This is a genomic window from Synechococcus sp. CS-1333 (genome assembly GCF_025128015.1).
Taxonomy (GTDB): Bacteria; Cyanobacteriota; Cyanobacteriia; order PCC-6307; family Cyanobiaceae; genus MW101C3.
The window spans coordinates 47,748-64,168 of record NZ_JAHLYO010000012.1 but is presented as its reverse complement, the minus strand read 5'-3'; the positions used below and the strand labels follow the sequence as shown (position 1 = coordinate 64,168).

20 protein-coding genes are annotated in these 16,421 nt (G+C 65.3%); 7 read left to right on the top strand and 13 right to left on the bottom strand.

Features of this window, described 5'->3' with window-relative positions:
* Nucleotides 1-2 precede the first annotated feature (2 nt).
* A complete protein-coding gene (locus KQ303_RS04030) occupies nucleotides 3-449 on the top strand; it encodes a hypothetical protein (protein ID WP_259729246.1) in 447 nt (148 codons plus the stop codon).
* Between the two features lie 30 nt (nucleotides 450-479).
* Here KQ303_RS04030 and KQ303_RS04025 read toward each other — a convergent pair whose 3' ends face one another.
* Nucleotides 480-932 carry an EF-hand domain-containing protein gene (locus KQ303_RS04025; protein ID WP_158217396.1) on the bottom strand — a complete coding sequence of 151 codons (453 nt, stop codon included), beginning with the start codon at nucleotides 930-932 and terminating at the stop codon, nucleotides 480-482.
* Between the two features lie 263 nt (nucleotides 933-1,195).
* Between KQ303_RS04025 and KQ303_RS04020 the strand changes: the two genes are divergently transcribed.
* The 3 genes from KQ303_RS04020 to KQ303_RS04010 all read left to right on the top strand — a co-directional run bounded on the left by KQ303_RS04020 (nucleotide 1,196) and on the right by KQ303_RS04010 (nucleotide 3,758).
* Entirely contained in the window at nucleotides 1,196-1,921 is a 726-nt protein-coding gene (locus tag KQ303_RS04020) for a response regulator (protein WP_094510359.1), read from the top strand.
* Between the two features lie 3 nt (nucleotides 1,922-1,924).
* Nucleotides 1,925-3,256 carry an ATP-binding protein gene (locus tag KQ303_RS04015; protein WP_094510358.1) on the top strand — a complete coding sequence of 444 codons (1,332 nt, stop codon included), beginning with the start codon at nucleotides 1,925-1,927 and terminating at the stop codon, nucleotides 3,254-3,256.
* A gap of 82 nt (nucleotides 3,257-3,338) precedes the next feature.
* Nucleotides 3,339-3,758 carry a hypothetical protein gene (locus KQ303_RS04010; protein WP_259729245.1) on the top strand — a complete coding sequence of 140 codons (420 nt, stop codon included), beginning with the start codon at nucleotides 3,339-3,341 and terminating at the stop codon, nucleotides 3,756-3,758.
* A 58-nt stretch (nucleotides 3,759-3,816) separates the two neighbouring features.
* Here KQ303_RS04010 and KQ303_RS04005 read toward each other — a convergent pair whose 3' ends face one another.
* The 4 genes from KQ303_RS04005 to KQ303_RS03990 form a co-directional block, all read right to left on the bottom strand.
* Nucleotides 3,817-3,954: a hypothetical protein gene (locus tag KQ303_RS04005; protein ID WP_259729285.1), complete on the bottom strand. Its 138-nt coding sequence runs from the start codon at nucleotides 3,952-3,954 to the stop codon at nucleotides 3,817-3,819.
* A 42-nt stretch (nucleotides 3,955-3,996) separates the two neighbouring features.
* Nucleotides 3,997-4,569 (bottom strand): hypothetical protein, encoded by a 573-nt coding sequence (locus KQ303_RS04000; RefSeq protein WP_259729244.1) that lies wholly within the window; start codon nucleotides 4,567-4,569, stop codon nucleotides 3,997-3,999.
* A 370-nt stretch (nucleotides 4,570-4,939) separates the two neighbouring features.
* Nucleotides 4,940-5,158: a hypothetical protein gene (locus KQ303_RS03995; RefSeq protein ID WP_094510356.1), complete on the bottom strand. Its 219-nt coding sequence runs from the start codon at nucleotides 5,156-5,158 to the stop codon at nucleotides 4,940-4,942.
* Nucleotides 5,159-5,311: 153 nt separating this feature from the next.
* Nucleotides 5,312-5,575, bottom strand: a complete 264-nt coding sequence (locus KQ303_RS03990; protein WP_233132723.1) for a DUF6737 family protein — start codon at nucleotides 5,573-5,575, stop codon at nucleotides 5,312-5,314.
* Between the two features lie 250 nt (nucleotides 5,576-5,825).
* Here KQ303_RS03990 and KQ303_RS03985 point away from each other — a divergent pair, with 250 nt between their 5' ends.
* On the top strand, nucleotides 5,826-7,694 hold the full coding sequence (locus KQ303_RS03985) for a GGDEF domain-containing protein (RefSeq protein WP_259729243.1): 1,869 nt from the start codon (nucleotides 5,826-5,828) through the stop codon (nucleotides 7,692-7,694).
* Between the two features lie 56 nt (nucleotides 7,695-7,750).
* Here the strand turns inward: KQ303_RS03985 and KQ303_RS03980 are convergent, their stop codons facing one another.
* Nucleotides 7,751-7,993 carry a hypothetical protein gene (locus KQ303_RS03980; RefSeq protein WP_094510467.1) on the bottom strand — a complete coding sequence of 81 codons (243 nt, stop codon included), beginning with the start codon at nucleotides 7,991-7,993 and terminating at the stop codon, nucleotides 7,751-7,753.
* Between the two features lie 103 nt (nucleotides 7,994-8,096).
* Between KQ303_RS03980 and KQ303_RS03975 the strand changes: the two genes are divergently transcribed.
* Nucleotides 8,097-9,290 (top strand): glycosyltransferase, encoded by a 1,194-nt coding sequence (locus KQ303_RS03975; protein ID WP_259729242.1) that lies wholly within the window; start codon nucleotides 8,097-8,099, stop codon nucleotides 9,288-9,290.
* Nucleotides 9,291-9,576: 286 nt separating this feature from the next.
* On the opposite strand, the gene KQ303_RS03970 is transcribed toward KQ303_RS03975, so the two are convergent.
* Nucleotides 9,577-9,798, bottom strand: coding sequence for a hypothetical protein (locus tag KQ303_RS03970; RefSeq protein ID WP_259729284.1), 222 nt, complete (start codon nucleotides 9,796-9,798; stop codon nucleotides 9,577-9,579).
* Between KQ303_RS03970 and KQ303_RS03965 the strand changes: the two genes are divergently transcribed.
* Nucleotides 9,710-10,384, top strand: a complete 675-nt coding sequence (locus tag KQ303_RS03965) for a sugar transferase (RefSeq protein WP_259729278.1) — start codon at nucleotides 9,710-9,712, stop codon at nucleotides 10,382-10,384. The two genes, KQ303_RS03970 and KQ303_RS03965, sit on opposite strands and share 89 nt — an antisense overlap.
* Nucleotides 10,385-10,395: 11 nt before the next feature.
* Here KQ303_RS03965 and KQ303_RS03960 read toward each other — a convergent pair whose 3' ends face one another.
* The 6 genes from KQ303_RS03960 to KQ303_RS03935 form a co-directional block, all read right to left on the bottom strand.
* Nucleotides 10,396-11,532 carry a CobD/CbiB family cobalamin biosynthesis protein gene (locus tag KQ303_RS03960; protein WP_259729241.1) on the bottom strand — a complete coding sequence of 379 codons (1,137 nt, stop codon included), beginning with the start codon at nucleotides 11,530-11,532 and terminating at the stop codon, nucleotides 10,396-10,398.
* Nucleotides 11,529-12,824 carry a hypothetical protein gene (locus KQ303_RS03955; RefSeq protein ID WP_259729240.1) on the bottom strand — a complete coding sequence of 432 codons (1,296 nt, stop codon included), beginning with the start codon at nucleotides 12,822-12,824 and terminating at the stop codon, nucleotides 11,529-11,531. Before KQ303_RS03955 ends, KQ303_RS03960 begins: the two co-directional genes overlap by 4 nt.
* Before the next feature lie 16 nt (nucleotides 12,825-12,840).
* Nucleotides 12,841-13,836 carry a ketol-acid reductoisomerase gene (gene ilvC / locus KQ303_RS03950; RefSeq protein ID WP_094510353.1) on the bottom strand — a complete coding sequence of 332 codons (996 nt, stop codon included), beginning with the start codon at nucleotides 13,834-13,836 and terminating at the stop codon, nucleotides 12,841-12,843.
* Nucleotides 13,837-13,895: 59 nt separating this feature from the next.
* Entirely contained in the window at nucleotides 13,896-14,498 is a 603-nt protein-coding gene (locus KQ303_RS03945; protein WP_094510352.1) for an ATP-dependent Clp protease proteolytic subunit, read from the bottom strand.
* Between the two features lie 82 nt (nucleotides 14,499-14,580).
* The gene (locus KQ303_RS03940) at nucleotides 14,581-15,252 is read right to left on the bottom strand and encodes an ATP-dependent Clp protease proteolytic subunit (RefSeq protein WP_094510351.1); all 672 of its coding nucleotides are present in this window, start codon (nucleotides 15,250-15,252) and stop codon (nucleotides 14,581-14,583) included.
* A 30-nt stretch (nucleotides 15,253-15,282) separates the two neighbouring features.
* Nucleotides 15,283-16,395 (bottom strand): PIN/TRAM domain-containing protein, encoded by a 1,113-nt coding sequence (locus KQ303_RS03935; RefSeq protein WP_094510350.1) that lies wholly within the window; start codon nucleotides 16,393-16,395, stop codon nucleotides 15,283-15,285.
* Nucleotides 16,396-16,421 lie beyond the last annotated feature (26 nt).

The following is a 16,421-nucleotide window of genomic DNA, read 5'->3' as shown; positions in this document are numbered from 1 at the left end:
CGATGAACCGCAAACCCGATCCCGGGTTCACCCCCAAGTCGGTTCGCAAGGTGTTTCGCAAGCGACGCACCCGTTCAACCTTGCGCGAGTGCCTGCTCGCCTTGCTCAACGCGACTATCGGGCTGGGGTTGCTGGTGGCGCTGCTGCAACTTCCCTCTCGGCTGGATTCGCTCCTGCTGGTGAGCAAGGTCATCAGTGCCGTGCTCGCTGGCCTCGGCCAGATCGGGCTGGGCCTGCTGCAGTTGCTCGCCGGGCTGGCCCAGCTGCTGGGCCTGCTGGTGGTGGTGGCGCTGGCCGTCGGTGCCCTGTGGTTGATGGGCAACGGAGTGTTCCGGCTGGTGCGCCTGCTGGTTCCGGGTGTGGGCAACAGCCTGCGGCTACCGCCGGGCATGGGCCGGGCCATGGCCAAGCTCACCACGATCCGTCCGCCCACTCGACCGCCGCACTAACCCGCAAACCGCCTTCATACCCTGCCGGCGTCAATGTCCTGGGGACAGTGAGCGGCGCAACCACCACAGCTCCTCCAACGAAACGCTGCGATCGCGGTTGCGATCCGCTTCGGTGAACTGACGCCACAGCCATGGGAACCCCGCCGCCTCAGCAGGACTGAGCTGGCCGTCGCGGTTGGTGTCGGCGCGCCGAAAGGTGTCCTGCAGGCGGTTGCCGAGGAAGTGACGCTGGTTCGGGGCCAAGTCCGAGGGCAGTAAGTACCCCCGCCGGCCCTGATCAAGCCGATTGAAATTGATTTCCAGAAACGGATGTCCCCTCACTTCGGCCGGGGTCAGGCGGCCATCGCCATCCCGATCCAGCCGCTGAAACCAGGCTTCCAGCTTCTGTTGATACCTCAGCAGTTGCAAGGTCTCCTGGCACTGCACCGCAGCGGGGCTGACCACCAGGCACCACAAGGCAAGCAGGGAAAGCAAGCGCACCATGGGCCACTGCGCCGCAGGGTTGCATCGCGCCAGAACAACGGCGCGCTGGGGGCGGGATCGAGGGCCTGGCCGTGGCATGCGAGCACCTTATGGAGAAGGTGGCGTCATGGGGTGACCGCGAGCCAGCTGATTCTGAGCAAGCCATGACCGGATCCGACCGTTCCCGGCTTGGGTCATCTTTGAACATGTCCCTCGCCCGTGTCCTCAGGCTTGCTCTGGTCATTCCTCCATACAGTCGGTGCAGAACGGGACTTCTCCCAGCCATGAGCCGAGCCCACACCATCTGGGTGGTGGATGACGACCCCGAGCTTCGCCAGCTGCTCAGCAGCTATCTCACCGATCAGGGTTACGAGGTGCGCTGCCTCAACGATGGCCGCCAGCTGATCGCGCGCCTCGAATTCCAGCGCCCCGACCTGGTGGTGCTCGATCTGATGCTGCCGGGCGAGGACGGGCTCACCCTGCTGCGCCGTCTGCGCGACAACCAGGACGACCTGCCGGTGGTGATGCTCACGGCCAAGGGCGAGGCCGTGGACCGGATCATCGGCCTTGAACAGGGAGCCGATGATTACCTCGCCAAGCCGTTCCTGCCGCGGGAGCTCACCGCCCGGATCGAGGCGGTGCTGCGGCGCCGCGGCAACCTGCCGGCGGGCACTCCGGTGGCCGGCGGTGAGCTGGTGGAATTCGGCGACAACGTGCTGGATCTTTCGGCGCGAACGCTTGAACGGGAAGGCAAGAGCATCACGATCACCAGCGGGGAATTCAGCCTGCTGGCCGCTTTCGTGCAGCATCCCCACCGCCCACTGTCGCGTGAACGCCTGATCGAACTGGCCCGCGGTCCAGACAGCGACACCGACAGCCGCAGCATGGACGTGCAGGTGTCACGGGTTCGCCGCCTGATCGAACCTGATGCCAGCCGCCCTCGCTACCTTCAGACGGTGTGGGGCTACGGCTACGTGTTCGTGCCGGATGGGGCCCCACGGGGCCGCTGAGTCATGGCGGCCTCCCTGCGTTCGGCGGCGCTGCTCTGGCGCCTGGGGGGCTTCTTTCTCGGCGGCTGGGGGCTCAGTCTGCTGCTGCTGCAGATGTTGCTCGGCTCCACACTCGGCCGCTCTCAGATCGACCAGATGGGTCCGCAGGTGGCCCTGAATCTGCGCCTTTCGGAGCTGGCACTGGAGCGTTTTCCACCGTCCACGGTTTCCCAGCTCAGCGGCCTGCAGCTCGGGGTGGGGCAACCGCCCCGGCCGCGGCGTCGGCCTTGGTGGCAGGGCCAGGCCAGCGATGCCCTGCTCGACCGCCAGGCCGCCCAACTGCAGCTCGAACTCTGCCGCCGCCTGCCACGCTGTCCGGTGGTGGTACCCACCGAGGGCGAGAACCGCGGGGTGTGGATCGAGCTGGCCTCACCGCTGGAGCCGGTGTGGCTCTATGCCGCTATCCGTCCCCAGCTCGGTTGGCCGCCCGATCCGCAGCTGGTCACACTCTCGCTGGTGAGCGGCAGCATCATGGCGGGCGCCTTGTTTCTGCTGCTCGAAGTGCAGCGGCCTCTGCGGCAGCTAGAGCGGGCGCTGGGCCGCGTCGGCCTGGAAACGCAACCGGATCGTCTCTCCCAGCGGGGAGCGCCGGAGGTGCGGCGGCTGGCAGGGCACTTCAACGCCATGCTCGAACGGCTGGACAACAGCGAACGCGACCGGGCCACGATGCTGGCCGGCATTGCCCACGACCTAAAGAGTCCGCTCACCCGCCTGCGGCTGCGCCTGTCGCTGGGCAAGGGACCGGATCTGGTCAGCAGCGAGCGGGCCAAAGCGGAGGCGGATCTCGACGATCTCGAGCGGATCACTGGCCAGTTCCTGCTGTTCGCTGGCGGCGGCGGCAGCGAGCTGGCCGTGGAGGTGCCGCTCGAAGAGCTGCTGGCGGAACTGGCGGCGCGCTACGACGGTCGCCCGCTCGAGCTCGACCTGACCCCCGTGCAGGCCTGGGTGCAACCGATCGCCCTGGGCCGGGCCGTCGCCAATCTGATCGACAACGCCCTCAGCTACGGGGAGCCGCCGGTGCGGCTCCGGCTGCGCCCTTTGCCTCGGCAGGGTTTCGAGATGGAGGTCTGGGATCAGGGGAAGGGCATCGCCGAAAGCCAGCGTTCCCAGGCCCTCTTACCGTTCCAACGGCTCGATCAGGCCCGCGGCGGCCACGGGCACTGCGGCCTGGGCCTGGCGATTGCCCAGCGGGTCGCCCGCGCCCATGGCGGCGACGTGTCGCTGGTCACCGGCGAGCCCACCGGTTTCTGTGTGCGCTTCACGGGGCATTCGCTGAACCCGCGCCAGGCGAGCTGATTCCTGGCCGTGACGGGGCGGTGATGATGGGCAGACCATCGACTGCCTGCCTCCGCACCGCTGTCCCCCTGCCGCCTTCCCCATGTCCCCACCCCGGTCGTCCGATCTCCCCGATGGCGAAGCCCCCGATGGCGATGACCAAATTGGCGATGCATGGGAAGACGATCTGCAGGAACGGGACGGGGCCGATCCCACTCCGGCGATTCCAGCCACTGCGCCGTTACTGGGGCCTGATGGAACGCTGCTTTACACCGGCAGCGATGGAATGCAGTACATCGTCTGCGGCGACCCCGATGCGGCGGAGCGCGCACGGCTTCTGGGTGCCTTCGAAGCGCTGCGGGCTGGAGCAGGTCCGCTGGAGGAACTGATCCAGGCCAGCCGGAGCTGGCGGGATGCCGCCTGTGGCCGCGGCCTCAGCCAGGAGCAGGCCATCGAGGTGTTGCTGGGCCGGTTGAGGCAGGCACTGGGCGATGGGGCTGATCCTGCCGACGAATCCACTTGAGCATCGACGTGAGCGGCCGGTCTGGACAGGACTGGCCGGGCTATGGCCTGACTCCGCCTCAGTTCAGCCGGGCCAGCCAGAGCCCGGCCAGCTGCCACGACGACCAGAGGAACGCCAGCAGGAAGAGCCAGTTGAGCCAGGCCGGCCGGCGCTTGTTTTCCGGAATCATCTCCGCCGTCCCCACTGAGGCGATCATCGCAGGCGCTGTGAAGCCAGGGCCCATGCGGTGGCAGCGAGCTCAGGGCTCGGGGCAGGACACCAGCCGGTAAGGCAGCTCGCTGCCGGGACACAGCCCCCAGGTGCGCCCGGAATCGGCATGCAGCCAGCGCACCACGCGAGCACCACCTGTTGCACCTGGCGGTTTCGGCTCAACCTGGTCCGCATCGATCAGCTTCTGCGCCGGCATCACCTGCTGCAAGATCGCCTGCTCTGGCAGCGTGATCACGCTGAGGTTCACGGCATCGCGGCGGTAGTCGTAGCGGCAGAAACCCAGGCCCGTGCCCGAGCAGTCACTCAGGCTGGCCAGGCTGTTGCCGGCCAGCTTGCGATCAAGCGCATCCGGCTGGCGCCCGGGGGCCGGGCGCCAGCCGAGCCTGCGCAGATGCCTGTCGGCGGCCAATACCGGCCAGCCCACCCGCAGCAGACCCGCCAACGCCGGCGGCGAGGGAACTGGGGGAGCCGAGCCAGTGAGCAGGGCAGCCCCCAGCAGGCCCGCCAACCCCCCCGGCAGCAGAACAAACGCACGGGAGGAGCACCGGCGCGCGATCCCCTGGGACAGGGCGGGAAATGGAGGGGTGGATCTTCTGCGCATGCCGTGATGGCCACCCGAGCCGTTTTTTCCTTCCTGGGATTCCCTGGCTGGGGAGCCCTTCATCTGCACCTGCCCCATGCGGGCAACCCGGCCGCCGCTGCTCTGCGGTTGGAAACGGCAAGCCTCGACGGCGAGGCCGAACACCCAGGAGCAGGAGGCGCCGGCGGTGGGCTGCTCACGGGCTTTCTGCGTCGCTATGGGGAAGGAGAGCCCGTGCCCTCCCCTGATCACTGTCTTGGCTGCCTCTACCGCTATCGGATCGTGTTCAGGGCCTCAGGCCGCTGGCCCCTGCGGATCTCGATGTGGTCGCGCTCCGAGGATGAGTCCATTTGGAGCCGACGTTGCGGCCCGATGCCCCTGGAGGACTTTGTCAATCGGTTTCATCCGGGAGAGCTCCAGCAGGAATCGGCCCCGGGCGCTTGGCCCGCCTGAGGTCGTGGAGGCCTTCGAGCTGGTTGTACACCGCCAGCAGTTGCAGGCGGATGTGATCGGTGTTCTCGAGTTTGGCGAGGCTGGCCAGAGCCAGCTCAATCTGGGCTTTGCTGTCGATCAGCAACCGGCACTCGTTCGTACCCGGTTCGTAGCTCATGGTGTCGTTCTCTGATCAGGGCTCATGCGGATCGCCATCGGCAGGGTCCCTGCGTTAGCGCCATGAGAGACACCCTATTCAAGGGTCTGGGCACTCCCCTGCTGTCAGATCGGTTGCCATTTCCACAGCTGTTCGTCCGCTGGTCACACCTGGTCACGGGTCCAGGTCCGGGGATTCATTGACGCCCGGATCAGTAACACCACCAGCGTCCATGAGCTGGCCATCTTCGGCAGCAGCAGGCACCAGCACCAGGAACAGCCACCACCACGCCAGTACGGCGGCCACCACCGGTGCGGAGATCCACCAACGAGGCAGCAGCACAAGGCTGGCCGCGCCTATAGCAAGGCCGGTGCCGACGATCGACCAAGGCTGGCACCACCAGGGCTTGTGGCTCCAGAACTGGGCAGATGGGGTCATCAGAAAGCCCAAGAAACATGTTTTTCCATTCTGACGGAGGCCACCGATCACATTCTCAGGGAATGGTCATAGGCACGCGCTCACGGGCAGAGGCGCTTCGGGGGACAGGGCGAAGAACAAGCCCTGTTGACGGCATACAAGCCATCCTGAGGAGGCATGCGAGCGCACAAAATCAGCCGGCAGACGAGGCCCAGTAACGATCCATACGAAACTTGGCAGGCGCGTCAATCATGAAGCATGTATATTAAGTTTGGAGCCATTTCCTTCCGGAAAACACTTTTTGCCGGCCCGCCAACCACATCCCACGATCCCGGCCTTTGCCATACTCCTCTGGGGGGCCATCTTTGGCACCCTGATCAATGTTCCAATTACGATTGGCATTCATATTTTTTTTGGCTCGATCTTTGCCGTTCTTGCTCTCCTCATCTGGCAGCAGTGGTGGGGATTGGCCATCGGCGGGCTCGCAGCACTTGTTACCTGGGCCACATGGGGGCATCCGTGGGGAACAATTATTTATGTTCTTGAAATCACCTGGCTATCGGTTGCCACAAACAGGGAGTCCAAGGCCCAGGAACGCGTGATCAACGATCGCATCATCCTTCACGATCTGACGTTTTGGCTTCTTGCTGGCATCCCACTTACATTCGTTTTCTATCATCTATTCCTGGGAGTTGATCTTACCCCTACTACCCTTATCGCTCTCAAACAGGCCGTCAATGGGGTCCTCAATACGTTGATGGCCGTGTTGCTGGTCCTGGTTTATCGGCTGTGGATCCGACCAAGGCCGGATCAGAGCGTTTCCATACGAACGGCAATATTCGCCTTTGGCCTTCTCTCCTTGCTCACCCCTTCGCTGATTACATGGGGGCTATCTGCGAATCAACTCGTCAAAGTTTCGCAACGCGATGAACTGAACAACTTGGTCAACATTGCTCATGCCTCCCGATCCCTTCCCGATTCCTTTTTGAAAGACAGAGGATCAGATTTTTGGATTGTCAGAGAGCGCGTTGCAATTGAAAGAGAACGCAAAGTCACCACCCAATACAGCCAGACCAAAGTCAGCAGAGTCAATTCAAACCCAGCTCTTTTCCACATCCTGGATCACCAGTACGTGAATGGCAGCGCAAAATTCGTCACTCAGAATGGACTCACGATCTTGATCCCTCAAGACGGTGATGTTCCGCTCATGAAGCTACTGAATAGCTACTGGGAAACAAAAGTTCAAATGCTAAATGATGATACCCAAGGGGCCTCTCCCCTTGCCTCCAATGAGGTGATCACACGCGTTGTCTCTCCAGCGGCCCCACTCATCAGGAAGCTACAGAAGGAATCTTTGCATACTTTTGGCCTTCTTGGCTTGTTGTTGCTTGTGGGAGTCTTGATCACCGAACAGCTTGCAAGGATGTTTGAAAATGAAATCCAGAAGCTATTGAAGCCATTGACATCAGAGCCACGGGCCGAACTCTCAGGAGAATCGAACATGCTGATGCCAACCTTGGCGGTAACCGCAATCAGCGAATTCGCCACAATGATCAATCTGATCAACATGCGAATTCAACGAATCAATCAGCTTACGCTTGAGCTCGCTCGCTCTCGCGATCAGATGGCCGAGCTGAGCATGACAGATGCGCTCACTGGCTGCAGAAATCGGCGTGATTTTCATTTGCGCTTAGGAGAGGAAGTGGCCAGAGCCAAGCGAAGTCAGCATCCCTTGACGGGGATTCTTCTTGATATCGACCACTTCAAGGAGATTAACGATCGCTTCGGACACCCCTTTGGAGACAAAGCACTTCAGGCCGTAGCCCATGCGGTCAGCACCGGCATACGGGCGACCGACTATTGTTTTCGCTATGGAGGCGAGGAGTTTGTGATCCTGTTGATTGACTGCCCACAGGACCGAGCTCTGGTGATCGCTGAATCTTTACGGTTCAAAGTGCAGGAGCTAAGGATCTCTAGCGGAGATGTTGCCACCTCTGTGAGCATGAGTCTCGGAGTCGCTTCACTGCACCTTGAGGAAGACGACGCGGATACCTTCCTGGCACGCATGGACAAAGCGCTTTACACGGCAAAACGCAGCGGACGCAACAGTGTCGTGGTGGCCCCGGCTTCTGAGCACTAAGACCAACCCGGCTGGCTGCGCCCACGGAGAAATGACTCGGTAGCTTTCCGCAGGCCTCAGGAATGGAACAGCAGCACCAAGCCCTTGCGGAGCTGGTGAAACTCGCGCTCCTCCCGGCTCAGATCCAGACCCACCAGCAAGCCTTCCTTCAGTGCCACCTCGAAGGGCGGTACAGCTGGCGGTTGTCCCGCTCGCCAAAGCGCGGCGATGCCTACAGCCGTGGCATGCCACTGGAAGCAGTCGGTCTCGCCGATCGAGGGTTCCTCGAGGGCGTCTTCAAGCAGATCGCGAATCGGCATGGCGACCATGGACTGGGTTCAGCATCCAGACCAGCGGCAGGGATGGCAATCCACTGAGAGCTTTCGTGACCTCGCACGCCATCGGAGCGCCTACCGTGCCGCCATGCCCAGGGTGCCCGACCAGATCGCCCTCGTTCACGAGTGGTTCACCCCCCGGTCCGTGGGCGGCTCGGAGCTGGTGGTCCAGGAAATGGACGCCCTGCTGCATCCGCACCTGTTCGCGCTTGTGGACGGGGAAAGCCGTCGGCCCCAGAGCTGGCTGCACAGGCGCACGATCCGCACCTCCTTCATCCAGCAACTGCCCTGGGGGGTCAGTCACGTGCAGCAGTATCTGCCCCTGCTGCCCCTGGCGATCGAACAGCTCGACCTGCGGGGCTATCCGCTGGTGCTGAGCAGCTCCCATCTGGTGGCCAAGGGCGTGCTCACCGACCCCGAACAGCTGCATGTGAGTTACGTGCACACCCCGGTGCGCTACGCCTGGGACCAGATGCACGCCTACCTGTCGCGCTCCGCCATCGCCCGCGGTCCGCTGGGGCCGCTGCTGCGCTGGCAGCTGCATCAGCTGCGTCAGTGGGACGTGGTCAGTGCCGGCCGCGTCGATCGGATCCTCGCCAACTCCCGCTTCACCGCCCGCCGAATCCGGCGTTACTGGGGCCGCAGCAGTGCGGTGCTGCATCCACCGGTGGCGGTCGATCGCTTCGATTGCCACCTGCCCCGCGACGACTTCTATCTGTCCGTCTGCCGGTTGGTGCCCTACAAGCGGGTGGACCTGATGGTGGAGGCCTTCAACCGCACCGGTCTGCCGTTGTGGCTGGTGGGCGACGGGCCGGAACGGCAGCGCCTGGAGCAGCTGGCGGGTCCGAGCGTGCGTTTCCTCGGGCGCTGCTCCGAGCAGGAGGTGAACGATCTGATGGGTCGCTGCCGTGCGTTTCTGCATGCCGGCCTGGAGGATTTCGGCATCGCCCCGGTGGAAGCCATGGCGGCGGGAGCGCCGGTGATCGGTCTGGGGCAGGGGGGCCTGCTCGACAGTGTCCGTTGCCTCAACAGCGGCAGCACGCACCCCACCGGGCTGCTGTTCGACGCGCCCACCAGCTCCAGCCTCGTTGCAGCCCTGGAGCAATTCGAACAGCAACGCCTCTGGTCCCGGTTCCCGCCCGAGCGGCAACGGGCATGGGCCGAGACCTTCGCCCCCGAGCGCTTCCGGGAGCGGCTGATTGGGTTGCTGGAGCGCTACTGGCAGCAGCACGGGATCCGCCTCCGTCAGGGCCGTCAGCCCCTTCCGTGGGCCGAGGGCTGAGCCACGGCTCCAGGGGAAAGCACACTCTGAGTTGAGCCTGCCGGAGCCGAGCGGCTGGCTTGCCAGAGCGCGCAAAGGTAATCAACGCTCAGAGTTGAACAGAGCCCCATGGTGAGCAGGGCGCTGCGTCGTGCGGCAGTTAGGGTCCAGAACTGTGGACCTCAAGCGTGCTGGGAGGCCCTGGCTGTGCCTCTGGTCTGAGTGACCTTGCTGGCTTGTGGGAGAACAAAACGATTTTTAGAGTTTCAACACCAAGGGGCGAGATGGTGAACGCCAGCAGCAACCCCTACAGACCCGCCACCCTGCCACCGTTCCTGTCCGCATCAGCGACCCCTTCCACCCTTTCCCACTCCGCCGCCCTGTCCGCCACTTCCTCCGCCATCACCCCGCTGCCAGGCAGGAGATCCGCACTCACTGCCGTGCCGACTTCCAGCGAGCGGCCCACCGCGGCGCAATTGATCGAAGCCCAGAGCACCACATCCCGGGTGGTCAAGCGGACCGGTGACATCGTCTTTTCGCTGGCGGTGCTAGGCCTCGGTAGCCCGTTGTTCCTGATGCTGGCAGCCCTGGTAAAGGTGAGTTCGCCTGGGCCGGTGTTCTACGTGCAGCGGCGCATCGGACGGGGCTTCCGCGATTTCGGTTGCATCAAATTCCGCACCATGCGTAAAGATGCTGACCTCATGCTTCAGGCGTTGCTCGATCAATCCCCTGAACTCAAACGCGAATACGGCAAGGATTTCAAACTCAAGGCCGATCCCAGGATCACACCGATTGGCCGCTTTATGCGTCGCTCCAGCCTTGATGAGCTTCCCCAATTCCTCAATGTGCTTCGAGGTGAAATGAGCGTGGTGGGTCCCCGGCCGATCGTCAGGGACGAGCTCAGGCGCTATGGGCGCCGCATGAACGAGGTGCTGGCAGTAAGGCCCGGGATTACCGGCCTCTGGCAGGTGTCGGGGCGCAACAATCTCCGCTACGCCGAACGGGTGCGGATGGATGTGGCCTATGCCCGCCACCGCAGCTTCCGCGCCGATCTTTCGATCATTCTGCGCACTGTGGGGGTGGTCCTCTTCCCCAGAGACCGCGGCGCATACTGAGCAACCAGGAGTCAACGCGGTCTCAGGTCCGCGATGAGCACCAGCAGCGGCAACGCCACCAGCAGCCACAGCAGCTCCAGTTGCCGGGACAGCCGCAACAGGCGCTCCACGCCTGCCTGGTCTGCTGCCGGCCAGCCCGCCCCGAGCACCGGTTTGTCGATCCGCACACCGCCGTAGTGATTGGCGCCGCCAAGGCGCAGGTGGGCGGCGGCAGCGAAGGCCGCCTGTGACACCCCCGCATTCGGCGACGGGTCGGGGCCGCCCTCCCGCAAGGCCAGCCGCAGCTGGGCCACGGCCTGCGAACGGCCGGCCTGCAACAGCGGGAGGGTGAGTGCCACCAGGCGACAGGGCAACCAGGTGAGCAGGTCGTCGAGCCGGGCGCCGGCGGTGCCCAGCCAGCGCAGCCGCCCACGCCGGTACCCCAGCATCGAATCCAGCGTGCTGCTGGCCTTGAAGGCCCAGCCGAGCGCCAGCGGCCCGGGCACAGGCGGCACACCGTGGGCCAGGGTGTGCCCAGTCACGATCAGACCGTCTGCGGAGACCATCAGACCCGCTGCGGGCGGCATCAATCCAGCCATCAGCCAGAGGCCGGCGCCCACAAGGAGCCAGAAGAGCGGGGCAAACAGCCCGTCCACGCTGTTTTCGGCGGCGGTTTCTGCGGCTGCCCGCAGGATGCCGGCCTCGTCCAGCTGGTCGACGTCACGGCCCACGATCCACGCCAGGCGAGCCCTGGCCTCCGCCAGTGCCTCGAGAGAGAGCGGGGCCTCGGCCGGATGCCGCTCCAGCGGCGCCACCGCCGCCCGCACCGCCTGCTCCAGGCTTGCTCCCGCCAGGCAGCTGGTCAGGCCCAGCCAGAGCAGCGGCAGGCCCAGCGCCGGCTGGCGCCAGGCCAGCGCCTCCAGCAGCCAACCGGCGCCAGCACTGCCGCCCACCAAGAGCACGGTGATGCAGGCACCGGCCAGGCGAAGCCGCCCAGGCCGATCGCCGGCCCAGGCTTCGGCGCTCCGACGCAAGACGCTGATCCACCAACCCATCACCTGCACCGGATGCAGCCAGCCGGCGGGATCGCCGAGCCAGCGGTCAAGGCCGCAGGCCGCTGCCACGGTCAGCCAGGCCAGCAGAGCAGCAGCTGCATCGCTGCTGCTCAAGCCAGTCCTCGGCGGCGGCCCGCCAGTGACAGGGGCACGGCGGCGGCGGCGAACGCCAGCACCTGCAGGGGCAGCGCCAGAGGCAGACCAAGCAACTGGGCGGTGCCGCCCATCAGCAGGCTGCCGGCCAGGGCTCCGACACCACTGGAGCGCGCCAGGGTCTGCCACCGCAGCGGCTCGTCCGTGGCGGAGTCATCTGGGTGAGTGTCCAGCGTGGCCACCAGCCGGGCATCGCTCAAAGCGGCCAGGCCCCCCATCGGCAGGAACAGCACCAGGGAGCCCCAGCCCGGCAGCCACTGGGTGCCCGCCAGCGTGAAGGCCAGCAGGAGGTAGGGAAGGCCCCGGGCCGGATGCAGCCGCCACGGCCCGGCGAGCGCCGCTGTGGCAACGAGGGCAGGCGGGGACGGCAGGGAGCCAGCGGGTCCTGCGGCGGCCAGGAGGCGTCCCAGCCCGTAGGCGGTGAGCACCATGCCGAAATCGAAGCAGCTGCCCCCCCCGAGCTGACGCACCCAGAGGGGCAGCAAGCCGAACAGGCTGCCGAACAGAATCCCCTGCAGGCAGCAGCGCCAGTTCAAGGACACGCTGCCGCCAGGGTTGGCCCCAGCGGCCGCCGCCACTGCGGTGGAAGCGGCTACGGCGGTGGCGGCAGAAGCTGTTAAGGCGGTAGAGGATGCTGCTGAGGCGAGATCTGGGCCTGAGCGAGTGGGGAGGTGGCGATGACCCGGGCGACGCGAGAGCAGGGCAGCAGGCAGCAGCGGCAGCAGCAGCACGAGTGCCTGCGAGAACTGCAGCACCGCCTTGCCGATCGGAAACAGCAGGGCCGTGAGCAGGTGGCCCAGCAGGGCGCCGAGCTCGGAGCCGGAGCGCAGACGCCGCATTGAAATCCCCTGGACTCCCACCAGGAACCGCTGCAGCGGCAGCTGGCCGATCTGCAGACCCAGTCCGAACAGCAGCACCGCCAGCAAGGCCAGCGCCAGGGGCAGGACTGCACCGCCGCCGACTGCAGCAGAGGCTGCGCCAGTGGCTGAGGCAGTAGCCGTGGCAGGGTCGAGGTTATGGCGGTGCAGCCCGATGGCCAGCAGCAGCAGGGTGGCGAGCAGTTGAAGCAGGCTGCCCAGCAACGGCTGCTGCGGTAAAGGGAGCAGCGCCGCCGCCGTGGCCAGCACGGGCAGGAGGCTGTTGATCAGCGGCGAGGCCGTGAGGCCGCTCACCAGCCAGGCCGCGGACGCCAGGGTGAGGCTGGCGCTTGCCTGGGCACTTCCCCAGGCCAGGGAAAGCAGGCCGCGGCGCATGGCTGGCTGCTCAGGATCAGGCCACTTTGAGCCAGCTGAACATGGCGCGCAGCCCCTTGCCGACCTTCTCGATCGGATGGTGGGCATCGCGCTCGCGGGCGGCGGTCATGGCGGGCTTGCCCGCCTCACATTCGGCCACGAAGTTGCGGGCGAAGGTGCCGTCCTGGATGTCGGCGAGGATGCGCTTCATCTCCGCTTTGGTGTCGTCGGTGATCAGGCGCGGGCCGCTCACGTAATCGCCGTATTCGGCGGTATTGGAGATCGAATCGCGCATGGCGGTGAGACCGCCCTTCACCATCAGATCCACGATCAGCTTCACTTCGTGCAGGCACTCGAAATAGGCCAGCTCGGGCTGATAGCCGGCATCCACCAGGGTTTCGAAGCCTGCTTTCACCAGTTCGCTGAGGCCACCGCAGAGCACGGCCTGTTCGCCGAACAGGTCGGTTTCGGTTTCCTCCTTAAAGTTGGTTTCAAGGATGCCGGCGCGGGTGCCGCCGATCGCCTTGGCGTAGGCCATGGCCAGGGGCCGGGCCTGGCCGCTGGCATCCTGCTCGATCGCGAACAGGGCGGGCACGCCCTGGCCGTTCTGGTATTCCCAGCGCACGGTGTGGCCGGGACCCTTGGGGGCGATCATCACCACGTCAACGTCCTTGGGAGGCACCACCAGGCCGAAGCGGATGTTGAAGCCGTGGGCGAAGCTGAGGATCTTGCCGGCGCTCAGATGGGGCGCGATTTCGGCGTCGTAGACCTTCTTCTGGGTTTCGTCGGGCAGGAGCACCATGATCCAGTCGGCCCGCTCGGCCGCCTCGGCCACGCTGAGCACTTCCAAGCCATCGGCTTTGGCCTTCTCGGCCGAGCGGCTGCCTTCATAAAGGCCCACCACCACATTCACCCCACTGTCCTTGAGGTTCAGGGCATGGGCGTGGCCCTGGGAGCCATAGCCGATGATGGCCACCGTTTTGCCGTCAAGCAGGCTCAGATCGGCGTCGGAGTCGTAGAAAAGCTGGGCCATCCGGCGAATCGGGCAGGGCAAACAGCGACTTTACGGTCGCGCCCCACCCGACCTCGGGCTCAGACCTCGCTGGGGTGGTCGATCACCCGATCGATCAGCCCGTAAGCCTTGGCCTCGGCGGCGCTGAGGAAGTAGTCGCGGTCGGTGTCCTTGGCGATCTTCTCCAGGCTCTGGCCGGACATGTCCGCCAGGCTCTGGTTGAGCATGTCCTTGATGCGCAGGATCTCGCGCGCCTCGATTTCGATGTCGCTGGCCTGGCGCTGGCTGGTGCCGCCAAGCGGCTGGTGGATCATGATCCGCGCGTGCGGCAGGGCGAGCCGTTTGCCCTTGGTGCCTGCCGCCAACAGGAAGGCGCCCATGCTGGCCGCCAGACCCACGCAGATGGTGATCACCTCCGACTTCACATACTGGATGGTGTCGAAGATCGCCAGACCCGCCGTGACCGAGCCACCCGGCGAATTGATGTAGAGGTAGATCGGTTTGCTGTTGTCGTCGGAATCGAGGTAGAGCATCTGCGCCACCAGGCTGTTGGCGATGCCGTCGTTCACCTCCGAGCCCAGAAAGAGAATGCGCTCCACGCCGAGCCGCGTGTAGATGTCCACCCAGCGCTCGTACTGGCTGCCGGGGAGACGGTAAGGAACGCTGGGGGTGCCGATGGGCATGGCGAGGGAGTGGTGAGGGTGCGGAGAACGTTTCGGGAGCAGGAAGGCGGAAACAAGCAGGCAGGAGCCGGCCCGCACGGCATCAGACGGCGCCAGCCAGCGGCACCGGCACCTTCTGGGTGGTAAGGATGCGGTCGATCAGGCCGTATTCCAGGGCCTCGCGGGGGGTGAGGTAGGTCATGCGGTCGGAGTCCTTGCTGAGCTGCTCCACGCTGCGGCCGGTGGTTTCCGAAAGCATCTCCAGCATGGTGCGCTTGTTGGTGAGCACTTCCTGGGCGCGGATCTGGATGTCGCTGGCCTGGCCGCGGGCGCCGGAGCGGGGCTGGTGCAGCACGATCGACGCATGGGGCAGGGCCGCCCGGTGCCCCTTGGCCCCAGCCGAGAGGATCATCGCGGCGGTGCCCATCGCCTGGCCGATGCAGATCGTGTGCACCGGCGGCTTCACGTAGCGGATCGTGTCGCAGATAGCGAAGGCCTCGGTTTCAAAGCCGATCGCGTCACCGGAATACCAGCTGGTGCCGGTGGAATTGATATAGAAGAAGATCGGCTTCTCGGGATTATCGAACTCCAGATAAAGCATCTGGGCGATGATCAGCTCGGTCACGTCCACGCCCATCTGGCGCTTGGCGTCGTCGTCGGAGAAGAGGGGCAGGCCCAGGTAAACGATGCGTTCCTTGAGCAGCAGCGACGGCAGGTCGGGCGGCGGTGTGCGCATCACGGCGGAATCGCCGTAGTAGGGAGCCGACACCGACATCAGGGAACGCCCGGAAAACCTCTTGGGAGCCTAGCGGGGGCCTGCGGGCTGACGGACCTCGGCGGCAGGTCGGGGATCCTCATGGTCGCAGCGGGCGAACACCATGCGGCCGGTGGGCGTCTGCAGGGCGCCCGTAACGGTGACCGGCAGCCGCTGGCCGATGCGCTTGCGGGCAGCCTCCACCACCACCATGGTGCCGTCTTCCAGGTAACCCACGCCTTGGTCGGCCTCCTTCCCTTCACGCACGATCTTGAGCTGCAGGGCATCGCCTGGTTGCACCTCCGGCCGCAGGGCCACCACCAGGGCGCTGAGGTTCATCACCTTGAGTTCCTGCACCTGGGCCACCTTGGCCAGGTTGTAGTCGGCGGTGAGCAGGGTGCCGCCGGTGTCGGCGGTGAGCTTGAGCAGCTTCTCGTCGGCGCCGCTGCCCTCGTAGCGGGTGCTGTTCACCACCAGGCGGCGGCCGTAGGTTTCGCGCAGCGCCGCCAGCAGGTTGAGGCCGCGCCGGCCCTTGCCCCTTTTCTCGGCGTTGCCGGAATCGGCCAGTTGCTGCAGTTCGTCGATCACCGCCTGGGCAACGATCACCTGGCCCTCCAGCAATCCCGACTCCAGCAGCCCCCGTATGCGGCCGTCGATGATCACGCTGGTATCGAGGATCTTGGCGGTGGCGGGCTGCAGCACCCCTTCGGCCACCAGCAACGCCTCGGCGCTGGAGGGGTTGAACAGGCGCAGCAGGGTGCGGCCGTGCACCTCGGCCAGGTTGTAGCCCAGCACGCCGAAGAACACGTTGCTGAGGATTGCCGCCAACGGCTTGACGAACACCACCTCCCAGGGAAGCGGCAGCAGCAGGATCGGCGCCAGCAGCAGGTTGGCCACCAGCAGCCCCAGGATCAAGCCCACCGCCCGGCTCACCAGCAGGTCGGTGGGCATGGTGCGCACCTGCCGCATCAGCCGGCGGCGCAGCAGCTGGAAGAAGAAGCCCGCCAACAGACCGAAGAAGGCACCGAAACCGCCCAGCACCCAGCGCAGGCCCTCCAGATTGGTGACCTGGATCAGCAGGTTTTCCGGCAGCAGATCCACCCCCAGCCAGCCGGTGGCGGCGCCGGAGATGAGAAACAGCAGCAGGATGAGCGGATCCACCATGGGTTCGGTTGTGGGGTCCCTCAGCT

Excerpts from the sequence above, each read along its gene's own strand:
- KQ303_RS04030 (WP_259729246.1), top strand. The coding sequence starts at position 3 with ATGAACCGCAAACCCGATCCCGGGTTCACCCCCAAGTCGGTTCGCAAG.
- KQ303_RS04025 (WP_158217396.1), bottom strand. The coding sequence starts at position 932 with ATGGTGCGCTTGCTTTCCCTGCTTGCCTTGTGGTGCCTGGTGGTCAGC.
- KQ303_RS04020 (WP_094510359.1), top strand. The coding sequence starts at position 1,196 with ATGAGCCGAGCCCACACCATCTGGGTGGTGGATGACGACCCCGAGCTT.
- KQ303_RS04015 (WP_094510358.1), top strand. The coding sequence starts at position 1,925 with ATGGCGGCCTCCCTGCGTTCGGCGGCGCTGCTCTGGCGCCTGGGGGGC.
- KQ303_RS04010 (WP_259729245.1), top strand. The coding sequence starts at position 3,339 with ATGTCCCCACCCCGGTCGTCCGATCTCCCCGATGGCGAAGCCCCCGAT.
- KQ303_RS04005 (WP_259729285.1), bottom strand. The coding sequence starts at position 3,954 with ATGATCGCCTCAGTGGGGACGGCGGAGATGATTCCGGAAAACAAGCGC.
- KQ303_RS04000 (WP_259729244.1), bottom strand. The coding sequence starts at position 4,569 with ATGCGCAGAAGATCCACCCCTCCATTTCCCGCCCTGTCCCAGGGGATC.
- KQ303_RS03995 (WP_094510356.1), bottom strand. The coding sequence starts at position 5,158 with ATGAGCTACGAACCGGGTACGAACGAGTGCCGGTTGCTGATCGACAGC.
- KQ303_RS03990 (WP_233132723.1), bottom strand. The coding sequence starts at position 5,575 with ATGACCCCATCTGCCCAGTTCTGGAGCCACAAGCCCTGGTGGTGCCAG.
- KQ303_RS03980 (WP_094510467.1), bottom strand. The coding sequence starts at position 7,993 with ATGCCGATTCGCGATCTGCTTGAAGACGCCCTCGAGGAACCCTCGATC.
- KQ303_RS03975 (WP_259729242.1), top strand. The coding sequence starts at position 8,097 with ATGCCCAGGGTGCCCGACCAGATCGCCCTCGTTCACGAGTGGTTCACC.
- KQ303_RS03970 (WP_259729284.1), bottom strand. The coding sequence starts at position 9,798 with ATGTCACCGGTCCGCTTGACCACCCGGGATGTGGTGCTCTGGGCTTCG.
- KQ303_RS03955 (WP_259729240.1), bottom strand. The coding sequence starts at position 12,824 with ATGCGCCGCGGCCTGCTTTCCCTGGCCTGGGGAAGTGCCCAGGCAAGC.
- ilvC (WP_094510353.1), bottom strand. The coding sequence starts at position 13,836 with ATGGCCCAGCTTTTCTACGACTCCGACGCCGATCTGAGCCTGCTTGAC.
- KQ303_RS03945 (WP_094510352.1), bottom strand. The coding sequence starts at position 14,498 with ATGCCCATCGGCACCCCCAGCGTTCCTTACCGTCTCCCCGGCAGCCAG.
- KQ303_RS03940 (WP_094510351.1), bottom strand. The coding sequence starts at position 15,252 with ATGTCGGTGTCGGCTCCCTACTACGGCGATTCCGCCGTGATGCGCACA.
- KQ303_RS03935 (WP_094510350.1), bottom strand. The coding sequence starts at position 16,395 with ATGGTGGATCCGCTCATCCTGCTGCTGTTTCTCATCTCCGGCGCCGCC.